We start from the raw sequence: 15184 nt of genomic DNA, 5'->3' as shown, positions 1-15184 counted from the left end.
CCCCATGTCCGCAGTGTTCAACCAGCCCTCCCTGGCGCGCCGGGTCGCGCCCATCTTCCAGGGCTTCGACGGTTTTCTGGCCTTCGCCGTGCTGCTGCTGGCTTTCGCCGGGCTGCTGACCATGTATTCGTCGGGCTACGACCATGGTTCGCGCTTTGCCGACCACGGCCGCAACATGCTGCTGGCGGGTTTCATCATGTTCGTGGTGGCCCAGGTGCCGCCGCAGCGGCTGATGATGTTTGCGGTGCCGCTCTACGCGACCGGGGTGGCGCTGCTGATCGCGGTGGCGCTGTTCGGCATCACCAAGAAGGGCGCACAGCGCTGGATCAACGTGGGCGTGGTGATCCAGCCCAGCGAAATCCTCAAGATCGCGATGCCGCTGATGCTGGCCTGGTGGTTCCAGCGCCGCGAGGGCCAGCTGCGGCCGCTCGATTTCGTGGTGGCCACGGTGCTGCTGGCGGTGCCGGTCGGGCTCATCATGAAACAGCCCGACCTGGGCACCTCGCTGCTGGTGCTGGCGGCCGGCATGGCGGTGATCTTCTTTGCCGGGCTGCCCTGGAAGCTGATCGTGCCGCCGGTGGTGATCGGCGCCGTGGCGGTCACGCTGATCGTGGGCTTCGAGTCGCAGCTGTGCGCCGACGGCGTCGACTGGCGCGTGCTGCACGACTACCAGAAGCAGCGCGTGTGCACGCTGCTCGACCCCAGCAAGGACCCGCTGGGCAAGGGCTTCCACATCATCCAGGGCATGATCGCGATCGGTTCGGGCGGCGTCGGCGGCAAGGGCTTCATGCAGGGCACGCAGACGCACCTCGAATTCATTCCCGAGCGCACCACCGACTTCATCTTCGCCGCCTATTCCGAGGAGTTCGGCCTGGTCGGCAACCTGGCGCTGATCGCGGCCTTCATCCTGCTGATCTTCCGCGGGCTGGCCATCGCCGCTGCGGCGCAGACCCTGTTCTCGCGCCTGCTCGCGGGCGCGGTCACGATGATTTTCTTCACCTATGCCTTCGTCAACATGGGCATGGTGAGCGGCATCCTGCCGGTGGTGGGCGTGCCGCTGCCGTTCATCAGCTATGGCGGCACCGCCATGGTCACGCTGGGGCTGGGGCTGGGCATCCTGATGTCGATCGCCCGGGCCAGGAAGCTGGCCCAGAACTAATTCCAGAAACACCGAGGAACCGGCTTTGCCGGGCCTCTGGTGTTGCCCCCGGTAGGGGGTGGGCGAAAGCGACACGAAGTGCGCGAAGCCTGGGGGCGAGCAATAATCAGGAATGATCTCCCGCGAACCCACCATCGAGCGCCTCGCCACGGCGCAAAAGCTCCTGCTCACGCCCTTCGGCCTCGACGAATCGCACCTGGGCAAGGCCCTGGCCGAGATCACCGCACACAGGGTGGACGACGCCGACCTGTACTTCCAGTACACGCGCAGCGAAGGCTGGAGCCTCGAGGAGGGCATCGTCAAGACCGGCAGCTTCAGCATCGACCAGGGCGTCGGCGTGCGCGCGGTCAGCGGCGAGAAGACGGCCTTCGCCTATTCGGACGACATCTCCGAAGCTTCGCTGCTCGACGCGGCCCGCACGGTGCGCTCGATTTCCTCCGCAGGCCGCACCGGCCGCGTGAAGACCGCAACCCGCAAGATCGCCTCGAGCCGGTCGCTCTACAACGGCATCGACCCCATTTCCACCCTCGACAGCACGGCCAAGGTCAAGCTGCTCGAAAAGGTCGAGAAGCTGGCGCGTTCGCGCGACCCGCGCGTGGCGCAGGTCATGGCGGGCCTCGCTAGCGAATACGACGTGGTGCTGGTGGCGCGCGCCGACGGCACGCTGGCGGCCGACGTGCGCCCGCTGGTGCGCCTGTCGGTCACCGTGATCGCCGAACAGAACGGCCGGCGCGAGGTCGGCTCGGGCGGTGGCGGCGGGCGTTTCGGCCTGGCCTACTTCAACGACGCGCAGATTGCCGAATACGTCGACCAGGCCGTGAAGGCCGCGCTGACCAATCTCGATGCACGCCCGGCGCCCGCCGGCGAAATGACCGTGGTGCTCGGCTCCGGCTGGCCCGGCATCCTGCTGCACGAAGCCATCGGCCACGGCCTGGAAGGCGACTTCAACCGCAAGGGCTCGAGCGCCTTCTCGGGCCGCATCGGCCAGCGCGTGGCGGCCAAGGGCGTGACGGTGCTCGACGACGGCACCATTGCCGACCGCCGCGGCTCGCTCAACGTCGACGACGAAGGCAACGCCAGCCAGCGCAACGTGCTGATCGAGGACGGCATCCTCAAGGGCTACATCCAGGATTCGCTCAACGCGCGCCTCATGAAGGTCAAGACCACGGGCAACGGCCGCCGCGAAAGCTACGCCCACGTGCCGATGCCGCGCATGACCAACACCTACATGCTCGGCGGCGACAAGGACCCGAAGGAAATCGTGGCCAGCATCAAGAAGGGCCTCTATGCCACCAACTTCGGCGGCGGGCAGGTCGACATCACGAGCGGCAAGTTCGTGTTCTCGGCCAGCGAGGCCTTCTGGGTCGAGAACGGCAAGATCCAGTACCCGGTCAAGGGCGCGACCATCGTGGGCAACGGCCCCGACGCGCTCACCCGCGTGACCATGATCGGCAACGACATGGCGCTGGATTCGGGCGTGGGCACCTGCGGCAAGGAAGGCCAGAGCGTGCCGGTCGGCGTCGGCCAGCCCACCCTGCGCATCGATGGTTTGACCGTAGGCGGAACGGCCTGAGAGCTTGTAAGCTCCGCTCCTCATTTCTTACAAAGAGGAGCATTCGATGAGGATCAGGATCAATTCGTCTGCGGCCCTGTGGGCCGCGGCTGCCGCCGTGGCGCTGGCAACCGCAGGTTGCGCTTCGCGTGGCGGTTCGGGCGAGAGCCAGCCCGCGGCATCGGCACCTGCGGCCAGCGCCCCCGCGGCCCCGGCACGCGGCGGCGCCAAGGCCGGCATGGACGCCAAGGGCAACGTCGTTGATTCCTCCAAGGTCGAAGCCGGCAGCGGCCGCACCGTCAAGGGCCTGAATGGCTACGAAGGCGAGATCACCGGCAATCCGGCGCGCAACAGCAGGTTCACGCGGCTGCAGATCGGCATGAGCGCCAAGCAGGTCACCGACCTTGCCGGCCCGCCGACCGACCAGGGCGCCTACGTGACGGGCAAGGCCTTCATCCCGTTCTATTTCGGCAGCGACCGCCATCGCTACGAGATGACCTACAAGGGCCAGGGCCGTCTGGTCTTCGCGGGCGGCGGCATGGGCGACTACTCCAGCGGCAACCTGATCTGGATCATCCACAACCCCAACGAATCCGGCTACCGCTGAGCCCTTGAAGCCGGGCCTTTGCCCGGCTTTTCGTTTTCCGTGCTACATTTCGCCCACATGTCCGCCCTCCGCGCTTATTTCTTTGCCTACTTTTGGTTCCCGGTTTCCGGCGGACGAGAGGCGAGCGCGTAAAGCAAACGAACACCCTCCCAAAACCGCCGGCGCCTCGAGCCCCGGCGGTTTTTTTATGCCCTGACGATATCCACTCCAACAAGGAAAGCACCATGAGCACGAACACTGCCCCCGCCAGCGACAGCTGGTATGCGAGCGTCGAAAAAACCAGCAAGACCGACGACGAACGCATCAAGGACATCAACGTGCTGCCCCCTCCCGAACACCTGATCCGCTTCTTCCCGATTCGCGGCACGCCGGTCGAGACGCTGATCGAAGGCACCCGCCGCAGCATCCACAACATCATGGCGGGCAAGGACGACCGGCTGCTGGTGGTGATGGGCCCGTGCTCCATCCACGACCCGGCCGCAGCGCTCGAATACGCCCGCCGACTCAAGGCGGAGCGCGAAAAGTACGCCGGCACGCTCGAGATCGTGATGCGCGTGTACTTCGAGAAGCCGCGCACCACGGTCGGCTGGAAGGGCCTGATCAACGACCCGTACCTGGATGAGAGCTACCGCATCGACGAGGGCTTGCGCATGGCGCGCCAGCTGCTGATCGACATCAACCGGCTCGGCCTGCCCGCAGGCAGCGAGTTCCTCGACGTGATCTCGCCGCAGTACATCGGCGACCTGATCGCCTGGGGCGCCATCGGCGCGCGCACCACCGAAAGCCAGGTGCACCGCGAGCTGGCCTCGGGCCTGTCGGCGCCCATCGGCTTCAAGAACGGCACCGACGGCAACATCCGCATCGCCACCGACGCCATTCAGGCGGCGGCGCGCGGCCACCACTTTCTCTCGGTGCACAAGAACGGCCAGGTCGCCATCGTGCAGACCAACGGCAACCGCGACTGCCACGTCATCCTGCGCGGCGGCAAGGCGCCGAACTACGATGCCGCCAGCGTCGAGGCGGCCTGCAAGGACCTCGAGGCCGCCAAGCTCCCGCCCACGCTGATGGTCGACTGCAGCCACGCCAACAGCTCCAAGCAGCACCAGAAGCAGATCGACGTGGCGAAGGACATCGCCAACCAGATCGCCGAGGGTTCGAACCGCGTCTTCGGCGTGATGGTCGAAAGCCACCTGCAAGCCGGCGCGCAGAAGTTCACGCCGGGCAAGGACCAGCTCTCGGGCCTCGAATACGGCAAGAGCATCACCGACGCCTGCCTGGGCTGGGACGACTCGGTGCAGGTGCTCGACACCCTGTCGCAGGCGATCAAGCGGCGCCGGGGTTAAAGCATTCCGGCCAGTTCGGGCCAGTGGTGCCGCATTGCGGCGGCTTCATCGCTGTCTGGCGGCACCAGGGAGAAGTCGGCGAAGTCGAAGCCCGGCCCGACCATGCAGGCGACCAGCGTGTAGTCGCCGCTCGCGTGGCCCTGGATGGGCCGGGCGGCCTGCCACTGGCCGGCCGGCACCACGTGCTGGGGCCGCGTGCCATGGGCGTCGACCGGCCCCAGCCGCACATGGGCCGGGGCCGTGCGCAGCGCGGCGTCGCAGGTCCAGAGCGCGAGCGGCACGCCTTCCAGGTGCACCCACACTTCATCCGACAGCACCCGGTGCCAGCGCGAATGCTGTCCGGCCTCGAGCAGGAAGTAGATGCTGGTGAGCGCACTGCGCGCAGCGCGGCCATCGGTGGGCAGGACGCTCGCTGCCGAGCGGAACACCTCGCTGTACCAGCCGCCCTCGGGGTGCGGTTGCAGCGCGAGGGTCTCGATCAGTTCGCGGGCGCGCATGGCCGTCATGGCGCGGCGTCGGCGCGCAGTGCCGCGAGCAGCCTGTCGTGCACGCCGCCGAAGCCGCCGTTGCTCATGCACACGACATGGTCGCCAGGCCGCGCCGCCGCGACGATCTGCGCCACCAGCGGTTCGATGGCAGCGGCCACCTGTGCGCGTTCGCCCATCGGCGCGAGGGCTGCGGCGGCGTCCCAGTCGAGCCCGGCCGTGTGGCAGAACGACAGGTCGGCCGCTTCCAGGCTCCACGGCAACTGCGCCGCCATGACGCCCAGCTTCATCGTGTTGCTGCGCGGCTCGAAGGCCGCAAGGATGCGTTCGCCTTGCCGGCCGGCGTCGTCGAGCTTCTTGCGCAGCCCGTCGAGCGTGGTGCGGATGGCGGTGGGGTGGTGGGCGAAATCGTCGTAGACGGTGATCGCGCCGCCGCTGCGCTCGACGGTGCCGCGCAGTTCCATCCGGCGGCGAACGTTCCTGAAGCTGCCCAGCGCGCGCGCCGCATCGGCCGGCGCCACGCCCACGTGCTCGGCGGCCGCAATGGCGGCCAACGCGTTCATCTGGTTGTGCAGGCCCGAGAGGTCCCACTCGACCCGGCCGACGGCTTCGCCGTGGCGCAGCACGTCGAAGGCGTCATGCGTGCCGCGGGCCTGCCATTCACCGCCCGCGCCGAAGCGCGCCAGCTCGCTCCAGCAGCCCTGCGCCAGCACGCGCTGCAGGCTTTCCTCGGTGGCGTTCACCACCAGCCGGCCGGTGCCGGGAACGGTGCGCACGAGGTGGTGGAACTGGCGTTCGATGGCGGCCAGGTCGTCGAAGATGTCGGCGTGGTCGAACTCCAGGTTGTTGAGGACCGCGGTGCGCGGGCGGTAGTGCACGAACTTGCTGCGCTTGTCGAAGAAGGCCGTGTCGTATTCGTCTGCCTCGATGACGAAGGCTGGGCCCTCGCCGAGCCGCGCCGAGACACCGAAGTCGAGCGGCACCCCGCCGATCAGGAACCCCGGCGCCTTGCCGCCCTGTTCGAGCACCCAGGCCAGCATCGAGGTGGTGGTCGTCTTGCCATGGGTGCCGGCCACGGCCAGAACATGGCGGCCGAGCAGCACATGCTCGGCCAGCCATTGCGGGCCGCTGGTGTAGGGCTTGCCGGCGTCGAGGATGGCTTCCATCAGCGGAAACTTGGGCGTGCCGTCGGCCAGCCGGGCCCTCGAAACCACGTTGCCGACCACGAAGACGTCGGGTGAAAGCGCGAGCTGGTCCGCGCCGAAGCCCTCGATCAGGTCGATGCCGAGCGACCGGAGCTGGTCGCTCATGGGCGGGTACACGCCGGCGTCGCAGCCCGTGACCCGGTGGCCTGCCTCGCGCGCCAGGGCGGCCAATCCGCCCATGAACGTGCCGCAGATGCCAAGAATATGAATGTGCATCGGGCGATTCTAGGGAGGCGGCAAGCGGTGCACGCGCTCCAGTCCTCGTCCCTTGTACTGATGTTTGTGCGAGGGGCGCCGTACTGCGGGCAAAATGTGCCGATGGACACGTCCACCAAGCGCGAGATTGCCGCCGCTGCAGCCCGCCTCGTCGTCGAGGAGGGGCTGGAGTACGGTCCGGCCAAGCGCCGGGCGCTGCGCGACCTGGGCTTGTCCTCGCGCACGGCGCTGCCGAACAACGACGAGGTGGAGGCTGAGGTGCGCGACTACATCGCGCTCTATTGCGCCGACACCCAGCCGCAGGAGCTGCGTGCGCTGCGGCTGCTCGCGCTCGAATGGATGGAGCGCATGGCGGCGTTCCGTCCGCATGTGGGGGGCGCGGTCTGGCACGGCACCGCCACGCGGTTGTCAGACATTTATATTCAATTGTTCTGCGATGATTCCAAGTCGGCCGAGATTGCCCTGATCGACCACCACGTGGACTACGAGCCGCGGATGGTCACCGGGTTTCACGGCGAGCAGGTGGAGGCGCTGAGCGTGCACGCCGCAAGCCGTGCCCTGGGCGAGGAAATCGGCGTGCACCTGCTGGTGTACGACCTTGACGACCTGCGCGGTGCGCTCCGGCCCGACGCCCAGGGCCGCACGCCGCGCGGCGACCTCGCGGCGCTGCGCCGGCTGATCGAAAGTGAAAAGGACAGTGAATGACTTCTTCGCCCACACGGCGAGGCCTCCTTTATGGCGGCGTGGCGGTCGCGGCCGCTGCGGCCGGCCTGGGCGGCGCATGGTGGCGTGAGCGCGGCAGCAGCCCGAAGGGCGAGGTGCTGGCCGCGAGTTTCTGGGAGCAGCGCTTCGAGCGGCCGGAGGGCGGCGAACTGGTTTTTTCCAGTTTGCGCGGCAAACCGCTGTTGCTCAACTTCTGGGCCACGTGGTGTCCGCCGTGTGTTGAAGAAATGCCGATGATCGACCGCTTCTTCCGCGAAAATAGTGCGAACGGCTGGCAAGTTGTGGGCTTGGCCATCGACCAGCCCAGCGCGGTGCGCAAGTTCCTGCAGAAGACGCCGGTCAGCTATCCCACGGGCCTGGCCGGCCTGCAGGGGACCGAACTGGTCAAGAACCTAGGCAACACGGGCGGCGGATTGCCGTTCACGCTGGTCCTGAACGGCACGGGCGAAATGGCGGCTCGTAAAATGGGCAAGCTCGAAGCGGCCGACCTGGACGCTTGGCGGCGTGAACTGGTTCACGGTTAGAATCAGATACACACTCGGCATTAGCCGCCAATCGCTGAAAATCACCGATTTTTAGCCAAGTTACATCCTATTGACCGGCAAAGTCGGCACTGGAGCTCCATGGATCTGCGCAAACTCAAGACACTGATCGATTTGGTGTCGGAATCCAATATTTCCGAACTGGAAATCACTGAAACCGAAGGCAAGGTTCGCATCGTCAAGGGCGGCGGCGCTGCCCCGGTGCAATATGTACAGACCGTGGCGGCTGCACCTGCCGCTGCTCCTGCTGCCGGCGCACCGGCGGCACCCGCGCTTCCCAGCGCCCCCGCACCCGAAGCGGCACCCACCGGCCACGCGATCAAGTCGCCGATGGTGGGTACTTTCTACCGCTCCTCCAGCCCGGGCGCCCCGGCCTTCGTCGAAGTCGGCAGCAAGGTCAACGAGGGCGACACGGTCTGCATCATCGAGGCAATGAAGATCCTCAACGAAATCGAAGCCGACAAGTCCGGCACGATCACCCAGATCCTCGGCGAAAACGGCCAGGCGGTCGAATACGGCCAGCCGCTGTTCATCATCGAGTGACCATGTTCAAGAAGATTCTGGTTGCGAACCGAGGGGCTCGCGCCTCGGCGCGGGCGGGCGAAGGCCGTCAAATTGCCCTGGCACGCGCAGCGTGCGGGCGATGCAGCCGCGGGGGCGCACATGTTTAAGAAGATCCTGGTTGCCAATCGCGGCGAAATCGCCCTCCGGATCCAGCGCGCCTGCAGCGAACTCGGCATCAAGGCCGTGATGGTCTATTCCGAAGCGGACCGCGAGGCCAAGTACGTCAAGCTCGCGCAGGAGGCCGTGTGCATCGGCCCGGCGCCGTCGTCGCTGAGCTATCTCAATATGCCGGCCATCATCTCGGCGGCCGAGGTGACCGACGCCGAGGCCATCCACCCCGGCTACGGCTTCCTGAGCGAGAACGCCAATTTCGCCGAACGCGTGGAGCAGAGCGGTTTCCAGTTCATTGGCCCGACGCCTGAAAACATCCGTGTCATGGGTGACAAGGTCTCGGCCAAGCAGGCCATGATCAAGGCCGGTGTGCCGTGCGTGCCGGGTTCCGAGGGCGAGCTCTCGGACGACGCCACCACCAACAAGCGCATTGCCCGCGCCATCGGCTATCCGGTCATCATCAAGGCGGCAGGCGGCGGCGGTGGCCGCGGCATGCGCGTGGTCCACACCGAGGCCGCGCTGATCAACGCGATCCAGATGACCAAGGCGGAAGCCGGCGCTGCATTCAGCAATCCGGCCGTGTACATGGAGAAATTCCTCCAGAACCCGCGCCACGTCGAAATCCAGATCCTGGCCGACAAGCACAAGAATGCGGTCTACCTGGGCGAGCGCGACTGCTCCATGCAGCGGCGCCACCAGAAGGTCATCGAGGAATCCCCGGCACCCGGCATTCCGCGCAAGCTGATCGAGAAGATCGGCGAGCGCTGCGCCGCGGCCTGCAAGAAGATCGGCTACCGCGGCGCCGGCACCTTCGAGTTCCTCTACGAGAACGGCGAGTTCTATTTCATCGAGATGAACACGCGCGTGCAGGTGGAGCACCCGGTGACCGAGTTCACCACCGGCATCGACATCGTGAAGACGCAGATCATGGTGGCGGCCGGCGAGAAGCTGCCGTTCACGCAGCGCCAGATCGAGATGCGCGGCCACGCCATCGAGTGCCGCATCAACGCCGAGGACGCCTGGAAGTTCACGCCGTCGCCGGGCCGCATCACCATGTGGCACCCGCCGGGCGGCCCTGGCGTGCGCGTCGATTCGCATGCATACACCAACTACTTCGTGCCGCCCAACTACGACTCGATGATCGGCAAGATCATCGTCTACGGCGACACGCGCGAGCAGGCCATGGCGCGCATGCGCACGGCGCTCAACGAAACCGTGATCGAAGGCATCCAGACCAACATCCCGCTGCACCGCGAGCTGATGGTCGACGCCAAGTTCATGAGCGGCGGCACCAACATCCATTACCTGGAAGAGTGGCTCGCAGCGCACAAACGCTAAGCGGACACCTGACGCCATGTTTGAACTTCGCCTGATGGCGCCGGAAGACCGGGTCGAAACGCTCAGCGATGCGCTCGACGCACTCGATGCGCTCAGCGTGTCGGTGGAAGACGCCGACGCGCAGACCGATGCCGAGCAGGCGCTGTTCGGCGAGCCCGGCATGCCGCCGCCCAAGGAAGGCTGGCAGCGTTCGCGCGTGATTGCGCTGTTTGCCGATGAAGCGCTTGCGAAAGAAGCCGCGTCGGTGCTTGCGCTGCAGGATTTCTTCGAAGGCTGTGCGGTGCTGGGCGTGGCGCCGGTGCCCGAGCAGGACTGGGTGCGGCTCACGCAATCGCAGTTCGCGCCGGTCGAGATCACGCCCGAATTCTGGATCGTGCCGACCTGGCATGAGCCGCCCGAGCAGGCAAGGCAGGTGATCCGGCTCGATCCGGGGCTTGCCTTTGGCACCGGCACCCATCCCACCACGCGCATGTGCCTGCGCTGGATCGCAAGGCAGGGTTCGTTCGCCGGCCAGCGCGTGCTCGACTACGGTTGCGGCTCCGGCATCCTGGCCATCGGCGCGGCGAAGTTCGGCGCGACCGACATCGATGCCGTCGACATCGACGAGGCGGCGGTGTCGTCGACCCGCCTCAATGCCGAAGCCAACGGCGTGCGGCTGAATGCCGGCTTGCCCGAAGCGGCCAAGGGCCGCTACGGCACCGTGCTGGCCAACATCCTGGCCACGCCGCTCAAGGTGCTTGCGCCACTGCTGCGCAGCCACGTGGCGGCCGGTGGATCGCTGGTGCTGGCCGGCATCCTCGAGCGCCAGGCCGACGAGCTGAAGCAGGCCTATGCGCCTTATGCCGCGCTCGAAGTCAGCGACAGCGAGGATGGCTGGATCCTCATGATGGCGCGCTGCTGAGGACGCGCGCGCCTGCCGTTTCGCGTTTGATCCCACTGGCGCGGCGAGGGCCCAACCCTACAATCGCCCCGTCATGAGCCTCGTCACGCGCTGCCCCGCCTGTGCCACCACCTTCAAGGTGGTGCGCGACCAGCTTCGCATTTCGGATGGCTGGGTGCGCTGCGGACGCTGCAGCCACGTGTTCGACGCCACGCTCGACCTGCACGAGGCGCCCGATGGCCCGCCGGCCACGAGCGCTGCGCCTCCACCGGCACCGGCACCGGCACCCGCTGCATCGACCGAGCCGTCCTCCTCCGATGCGATCGAAGACGCTGATTTCTTCGACGACGAACCCGAGCATCGCGAGCCGCCGGAGGCTGCAGCTGCGCCTTCCGAGGCCGAGCGGGTGCCGGCACCCGACCCCGCGCCTGCACCAGCTCCCGCGCCCGCCTTCGCCTTGCCGGCGCACGGCATCGTCGCCGACGAGCTGTGGACCGACTTCGAAGCCAACGAGCCCGAATGGCGGCCGCCGGCGAGTTCGCTGCCGCCGTTTCCGAACATCGACCTGAATCTGGCGGCTCCGCCTTCGCCGCCGCCCCCGCCCGCACCACCGTTGCCGGCCCTGCGCCTCCAGGCGCGCGAGATGGCGACAACCGCCAGCGAAGAAGACGAAAAGCACGCGCCCGAACCAGACCGCGACCAGGTGCAGATGCAAAAGGCGCTGCGCCGGGCCCGCATCAAGTCGGCCAAGATCGCGAGCGCCAAGGCGCGCGACGAGCGCGCCGCCGCAAAGATGTCGGCCTCGATGGTGCGGGAGGCGAGCGAGCCCGAACCGGGCCTGCTCCCTTCGCCTTTGCCGGCGGTCCGCGACGATGCGGAAGATTCGGAGCGGCTTCCTTTTTCCGATGGCAGCGAGAACCTGGGCCGTCGCGCCGCAAGCGTCTGGCAGCGCCCTGGGGCACGGCGCTGGCTCTGGCTGCTGGCCGCGCTCGCCGTCCTGCTTCTGGTTGTGCAGGTCCTGCGCCACGAACGCGACGGCATCGTCGCGCGCCAGCCGAACCTGCGTCCCGCGTTCGCGGCCCTGTGCCGCGCGACTGGCTGCGAGCTCACCGCGCTGCGGCAGATCGGCGACATCGTGATCGAGGGCGCGGCCTTCGCGCGCGAGAAAACCGGCAACAACGACTACCGGCTCAACTTCACGCTGCGCAATGGCGCGGCCGTTCCGCTGGCCATGCCGGCCGTCGAGCTCTCGCTGCTCGACACGCAGGAGCGCGCCGTCGTGCGTCGCGTGTTGATGGCTGCGGACTACGGCGCGCCAGCGGTGCTTGCGGCGCGCTCCGATCAGGCGGCGTCATTGCCGCTGAGTTTGTCCGCGACCGAAGCGGCCGCGCTGCCCCCCATTGCCGGCTACCGCGTCGAAGCGTTCTATCCTTAGGCTTGGCTCGCGCCCGCCTTCTCATTCCATTCATCCATTTCTACCCAACGGCTCACCCATGGCAGCAGTGATTTGCGGTTCCCTCGCGTTCGACACCATCATGACCTTCGAGGGCCGGTTCGCCGACCAGATCCTTCCGGACCAGCTGCACATCCTCAATGTGTCGTTCCTGGTGCCGGGCCTGCGGCGCGACTTCGGCGGCTGTGCCGGCAACATCGCCTACAGCCTCAATGCGCTGGGCGGCACTGCCTTGCCGATGGCCACCCTGGGCAGCGACGGCGCCGATTACCTGGAGCGCATGCGCATGCTGGGCATCAGCACCGAGTTCGTGCGCCAGCTCGACGACACCTTCACCGCGCAGGCGATGATCATGAACGACGTCGACAACAACCAGATCACCGCGTTCCACCCCGGCGCGATGCAGCAGGCGCACCTCACGAAGATCGCCGCGCGCGAAGACATCCGCGTCGGCATCATCGCGCCCGACGGCCGCGAGGCGATGCTGCAGCACGCGGAGCAGTTCGCCGCAGCCGGCATTCCGTTCGTGTTCGATCCGGGCCAGGGCCTGCCGATGTTCGACGGCGAGGCGCTCAGGCACTTCGTCGACCTGGCGAGCTGGGTCGTCGTCAATGATTACGAAGGCAAGATGCTGTCGCAGCGCACCGGCTGGAGCCTGGGCGAGATTTCGAAGCGGGTGCGCGGCCTGGTCGTGACGCTGGCGGCCGAGGGCTGCGAGGTCTGGATCGACGGCGAACGCGAGCATGTGCCGGGCGTGACGCCGGCGGCGGTGGTCGAGCCCACCGGTTGCGGCGATGCCTGGCGCGGCGCGCTGCTGTTCGGTCTGGAGAAGGAATGGCCGCTCGCGCAGTGCGCGGCACTGGGTAACCGCATCGGCGCGCTCAAGATCGCGCAGCGCGGGCCGCAGAACTACCAGATCGACCTGAAGGCGCTGGGCCTCTGAGCCACCCGCTGGCAGGCGCCCATAAAAAAAGCCCAGCACCGTGAGGTGCCGGGCTTTTTGCCGTCAAGGCCGCTGAGCAGACTCAGGGCTTGCTGGCCGTCGGAAACGGCCAGGCTGCCTGGGGGTTCAGCGTCGTTTGCGCAGCAGGAGCAGGCGCTACGGCAGGAGCCTTGGCAGCCTTCTTCGCAGCAGGCTTCTTGGCAGCAGCGGCAGGCTTGGCAGCGGGCTTTTTCGCGGCTTTCTTGGCCGCGGCCTTTTTGGCAGGAGCCTTCTTGGCGGCGGCCTTCTTCGCAGGGGCCTTCTTGGCAGCGGCCTTCTTTGCCGGAGCCTTCTTCGCCGCCGCCTTCTTGGCAGGAGCCTTCTTCGCTGCGGCCTTCTTCGCCGGCGCCTTCTTGGCAGCGGCCTTCTTTGCCGGAGCTGCCTTCTTGGCGGCTACCTTCTTTGCCGGCGCCTTCTTGGCGGCTACCTTCTTCGCTGCGACCTTCTTGGCCGGAGCCTTCTTCGCAGCTACCTTCTTGGCGGGAGCCTTCTTAGCGGCCGCGACCTTCTTTGCCGGAGCCTTCTTTGCAGCGGCTTTCTTAGCCGGCGCTTTCTTTGCAGTTGCCATTTCTATTTCTCCTTGATCAAGTTGAAAAAATCAACCTATTGAAGCACTCCACGCACGTTGGTAGCGTGAAGCGATCCATGGCGTTGGAATCTGAGCTCCAGCACCATGAACACCTGAGCCCTCGTCCATGCCGCGCTCTTCGGCGCGATCGGTGGCAAGGGCAATTCTTGAAATCATTAATTCTTGTCGAAAGATTCAATCCCAGGAGAGCGCACCACCCGACTGGTATTCGATCACGCGGGTTTCGAAGAAATTGCGCTCTTTCTTCAGGTCAATCATTTCGCTCATCCAGGGGAACGGGTTTTCCTCGTTCGGGAAGAGCGTTTCGAGGCCGATCTGCTGCGCACGGCGGTTGGCGATGTAGCGCAGGTAGCCCTTGAACATGGAGGCGTTCATGCCGAGCACACCGCGCGGCATGGTGTCTTCGGCGTATTTGTACTCGAGCTCGACGGCCTTCAGGAAGAGGGCCTTGATCTCGGCCTTGAACTCGGGGGTCCAGAGGCCGGGGTTCTCGAGCTTGAGCTGGTTGATCAGGTCGATGCCGAAATTGCAGTGCATGGACTCGTCGCGCAGGATGTACTGGTACTGCTCGGCGGCACCGGTCATCTTGTTCTGGCGGCCCAGCGCAAGGATCTGCGTGAAGCCGACGTAGAAGAAGAGGCCTTCCATCAGGCAGGCGAACACAATGAGCGACTTGAGCAGGGTCTGGTCGGTCTCGTGCGTGCCGGTCTTGAAGTTGGGGTCGCTGATGGCGTCGATGAACGGGATCAGGAACTGGTCCTTCTCGCGGATCGACGGCACTTCGTTGTAGGCGTTGAAGATCTCGCTCTCGTCCAGGCCGAGCGACTCGACGATGTACTGGTAGGCGTGCGTGTGGATCGCTTCCTCGAAGGCCTGGCGCAGCAGGAACTGGCGGCATTCGGGCGCCGTGATGTGGCGGTAGGTGCCCAGCACGATGTTGTTGGCGGCCAGCGAGTCGGCGGTCACGAAGAAGCCGAGGTTGCGCTTGACGATGCGGCGCTCGTCTTCGGTCAGGCCGTTCGGGTCTTTCCAGAGCGCGATGTCGCGCGTCATGTTCACTTCCTGCGGCATCCAGTGGTTGGCGCAGGTGGCGAGGTATTTTTCCCAGGCCCACTTGTACTTGAACGGCACCAGCTGGTTGACGTCGGTCTGGCCGTTGATGATGCGCTTGTCGGAAGCCTTGACGCGCTGCGCCGCGGCGGGTGCCGCGGGTTGTGCAATCGGCGAAGTCGGAGCATCCACCGGTCGGCCTGCGGACAGGCCGCTGGTCGATGCGTGGTGTTGCTGCAATCCTTGTTGCATATCCTTTGATAAGGAGGGCTTGACTTCTTCGTCCCAGGTCAACATAGAAAAATCCAATGCTCAATTATCGGAGCAACGATGTGAGTTGCAAAGTGCTCGTTCACGTCGCGCTCCATTTATGTGGTTGTTATGT

At 66.3% G+C, this 15184-nt stretch carries 15 protein-coding genes; 11 read left to right on the top strand and 4 right to left on the bottom strand.

The window, feature by feature from the left end; translation table 11 throughout:
* The first annotated feature begins 4 nt into the window (after positions 1 to 4).
* The 4 genes from rodA to IB278_RS08100 all read left to right on the top strand — a co-directional run bounded on the left by rodA (position 5) and on the right by IB278_RS08100 (position 4661).
* Positions 5 to 1159, top strand: a complete 1155-nt coding sequence (gene rodA / locus IB278_RS08115; protein ID WP_145740686.1) for a rod shape-determining protein RodA — start codon at positions 5 to 7, stop codon at positions 1157 to 1159.
* Between the two features lie 112 nt (positions 1160 to 1271).
* Positions 1272 to 2732, top strand: a complete 1461-nt coding sequence (tldD, locus tag IB278_RS08110) for a metalloprotease TldD (protein WP_192323173.1) — start codon at positions 1272 to 1274, stop codon at positions 2730 to 2732.
* A 46-nt stretch (positions 2733 to 2778) separates the two neighbouring features.
* Complete coding sequence (locus tag IB278_RS08105; protein ID WP_192323172.1) at positions 2779 to 3318, top strand: hypothetical protein; 540 nt, start codon at positions 2779 to 2781, stop codon at positions 3316 to 3318.
* Between the two features lie 224 nt (positions 3319 to 3542).
* Positions 3543 to 4661 (top strand): 3-deoxy-7-phosphoheptulonate synthase, encoded by a 1119-nt coding sequence (locus IB278_RS08100; RefSeq protein WP_192323171.1) that lies wholly within the window; start codon positions 3543 to 3545, stop codon positions 4659 to 4661.
* On the opposite strand, the gene IB278_RS08095 is transcribed toward IB278_RS08100, so the two are convergent.
* Both IB278_RS08095 and mpl read right to left on the bottom strand, forming a co-directional pair.
* The gene (locus IB278_RS08095; RefSeq protein WP_192323170.1) at positions 4658 to 5167 is read right to left on the bottom strand and encodes a cupin domain-containing protein; all 510 of its coding nucleotides are present in this window, start codon (positions 5165 to 5167) and stop codon (positions 4658 to 4660) included. The genes IB278_RS08100 and IB278_RS08095 overlap by 4 nt on opposite strands.
* On the bottom strand, positions 5164 to 6567 hold the full coding sequence (gene mpl / locus IB278_RS08090; RefSeq protein WP_145740695.1) for a UDP-N-acetylmuramate:L-alanyl-gamma-D-glutamyl-meso-diaminopimelate ligase: 1404 nt from the start codon (positions 6565 to 6567) through the stop codon (positions 5164 to 5166). The genes IB278_RS08095 and mpl overlap by 4 nt, the downstream gene beginning before the upstream one ends.
* A gap of 102 nt (positions 6568 to 6669) precedes the next feature.
* On the opposite strand from mpl, the gene IB278_RS08085 reads away from it, so the two are divergent.
* From IB278_RS08085 to IB278_RS08055, 7 genes are all read left to right on the top strand, one after another.
* Positions 6670 to 7272 (top strand): hypothetical protein, encoded by a 603-nt coding sequence (locus IB278_RS08085; RefSeq protein ID WP_192323169.1) that lies wholly within the window; start codon positions 6670 to 6672, stop codon positions 7270 to 7272.
* Positions 7269 to 7814 (top strand): TlpA family protein disulfide reductase, encoded by a 546-nt coding sequence (locus IB278_RS08080; protein WP_192323168.1) that lies wholly within the window; start codon positions 7269 to 7271, stop codon positions 7812 to 7814. Before IB278_RS08085 ends, IB278_RS08080 begins: the two co-directional genes overlap by 4 nt.
* 99 nt (positions 7815 to 7913) lie before the next feature.
* Positions 7914 to 8375 carry an acetyl-CoA carboxylase biotin carboxyl carrier protein gene (gene accB, locus IB278_RS08075; RefSeq protein ID WP_145740700.1) on the top strand — a complete coding sequence of 154 codons (462 nt, stop codon included), beginning with the start codon at positions 7914 to 7916 and terminating at the stop codon, positions 8373 to 8375.
* Between the two features lie 120 nt (positions 8376 to 8495).
* The gene (gene accC, locus IB278_RS08070; protein ID WP_124960426.1) at positions 8496 to 9845 is read left to right on the top strand and encodes an acetyl-CoA carboxylase biotin carboxylase subunit; all 1350 of its coding nucleotides are present in this window, start codon (positions 8496 to 8498) and stop codon (positions 9843 to 9845) included.
* 16 nt (positions 9846 to 9861) lie between these two features.
* A complete protein-coding gene (prmA, locus tag IB278_RS08065; protein WP_192323167.1) occupies positions 9862 to 10746 on the top strand; it encodes a 50S ribosomal protein L11 methyltransferase in 885 nt (294 codons plus the stop codon).
* Positions 10747 to 10819: 73 nt separating this feature from the next.
* Positions 10820 to 12160 carry a zinc-ribbon and DUF3426 domain-containing protein gene (locus tag IB278_RS08060; RefSeq protein WP_192323166.1) on the top strand — a complete coding sequence of 447 codons (1341 nt, stop codon included), beginning with the start codon at positions 10820 to 10822 and terminating at the stop codon, positions 12158 to 12160.
* Between the two features lie 58 nt (positions 12161 to 12218).
* Entirely contained in the window at positions 12219 to 13121 is a 903-nt protein-coding gene (locus tag IB278_RS08055) for a carbohydrate kinase family protein (RefSeq protein WP_145740706.1), read from the top strand.
* 82 nt (positions 13122 to 13203) lie between these two features.
* Here the strand turns inward: IB278_RS08055 and IB278_RS08050 are convergent, their stop codons facing one another.
* Together IB278_RS08050 and IB278_RS08045 are read right to left on the bottom strand one after the other, a co-directional pair.
* Entirely contained in the window at positions 13204 to 13728 is a 525-nt protein-coding gene (locus IB278_RS08050) for a histone H1-like DNA-binding protein (protein ID WP_012746103.1), read from the bottom strand.
* 195 nt (positions 13729 to 13923) lie between these two features.
* Positions 13924 to 15096 (bottom strand): ribonucleotide-diphosphate reductase subunit beta, encoded by a 1173-nt coding sequence (locus IB278_RS08045; RefSeq protein WP_145740708.1) that lies wholly within the window; start codon positions 15094 to 15096, stop codon positions 13924 to 13926.
* Positions 15097 to 15184: the final 88 nt, after the last annotated feature.

The sequence above is a fragment of the Variovorax sp. VRV01 genome (assembly GCF_014852545.1).
In the GTDB taxonomy this organism is placed as follows: domain Bacteria; phylum Pseudomonadota; class Gammaproteobacteria; order Burkholderiales; family Burkholderiaceae_C; genus Variovorax; species Variovorax beijingensis_A.
The sequence above is the reverse complement of the archived record's forward strand: the minus strand, read 5'-3'. Positions and strand labels throughout refer to the sequence as shown.

Bases quoted from the DNA above. Each gene is read 5' to 3' on its own strand.
- rodA (WP_145740686.1), top strand. From the start codon at position 5: ATGTCCGCAGTGTTCAACCAGCCCTCCCTGGCGCGCCGGGTCGCGCCC.
- tldD (WP_192323173.1), top strand. From the start codon at position 1,272: ATGATCTCCCGCGAACCCACCATCGAGCGCCTCGCCACGGCGCAAAAG.
- IB278_RS08105 (WP_192323172.1), top strand. From the start codon at position 2,779: ATGAGGATCAGGATCAATTCGTCTGCGGCCCTGTGGGCCGCGGCTGCC.
- IB278_RS08100 (WP_192323171.1), top strand. From the start codon at position 3,543: ATGAGCACGAACACTGCCCCCGCCAGCGACAGCTGGTATGCGAGCGTC.
- IB278_RS08095 (WP_192323170.1), bottom strand. From the start codon at position 5,167: ATGACGGCCATGCGCGCCCGCGAACTGATCGAGACCCTCGCGCTGCAA.
- mpl (WP_145740695.1), bottom strand. From the start codon at position 6,567: ATGCACATTCATATTCTTGGCATCTGCGGCACGTTCATGGGCGGATTG.
- IB278_RS08085 (WP_192323169.1), top strand. From the start codon at position 6,670: ATGGACACGTCCACCAAGCGCGAGATTGCCGCCGCTGCAGCCCGCCTC.
- IB278_RS08080 (WP_192323168.1), top strand. From the start codon at position 7,269: ATGACTTCTTCGCCCACACGGCGAGGCCTCCTTTATGGCGGCGTGGCG.
- accB (WP_145740700.1), top strand. From the start codon at position 7,914: ATGGATCTGCGCAAACTCAAGACACTGATCGATTTGGTGTCGGAATCC.
- accC (WP_124960426.1), top strand. From the start codon at position 8,496: ATGTTTAAGAAGATCCTGGTTGCCAATCGCGGCGAAATCGCCCTCCGG.
- prmA (WP_192323167.1), top strand. From the start codon at position 9,862: ATGTTTGAACTTCGCCTGATGGCGCCGGAAGACCGGGTCGAAACGCTC.
- IB278_RS08060 (WP_192323166.1), top strand. From the start codon at position 10,820: ATGAGCCTCGTCACGCGCTGCCCCGCCTGTGCCACCACCTTCAAGGTG.
- IB278_RS08055 (WP_145740706.1), top strand. From the start codon at position 12,219: ATGGCAGCAGTGATTTGCGGTTCCCTCGCGTTCGACACCATCATGACC.
- IB278_RS08050 (WP_012746103.1), bottom strand. From the start codon at position 13,728: ATGGCAACTGCAAAGAAAGCGCCGGCTAAGAAAGCCGCTGCAAAGAAG.
- IB278_RS08045 (WP_145740708.1), bottom strand. From the start codon at position 15,096: ATGTTGACCTGGGACGAAGAAGTCAAGCCCTCCTTATCAAAGGATATG.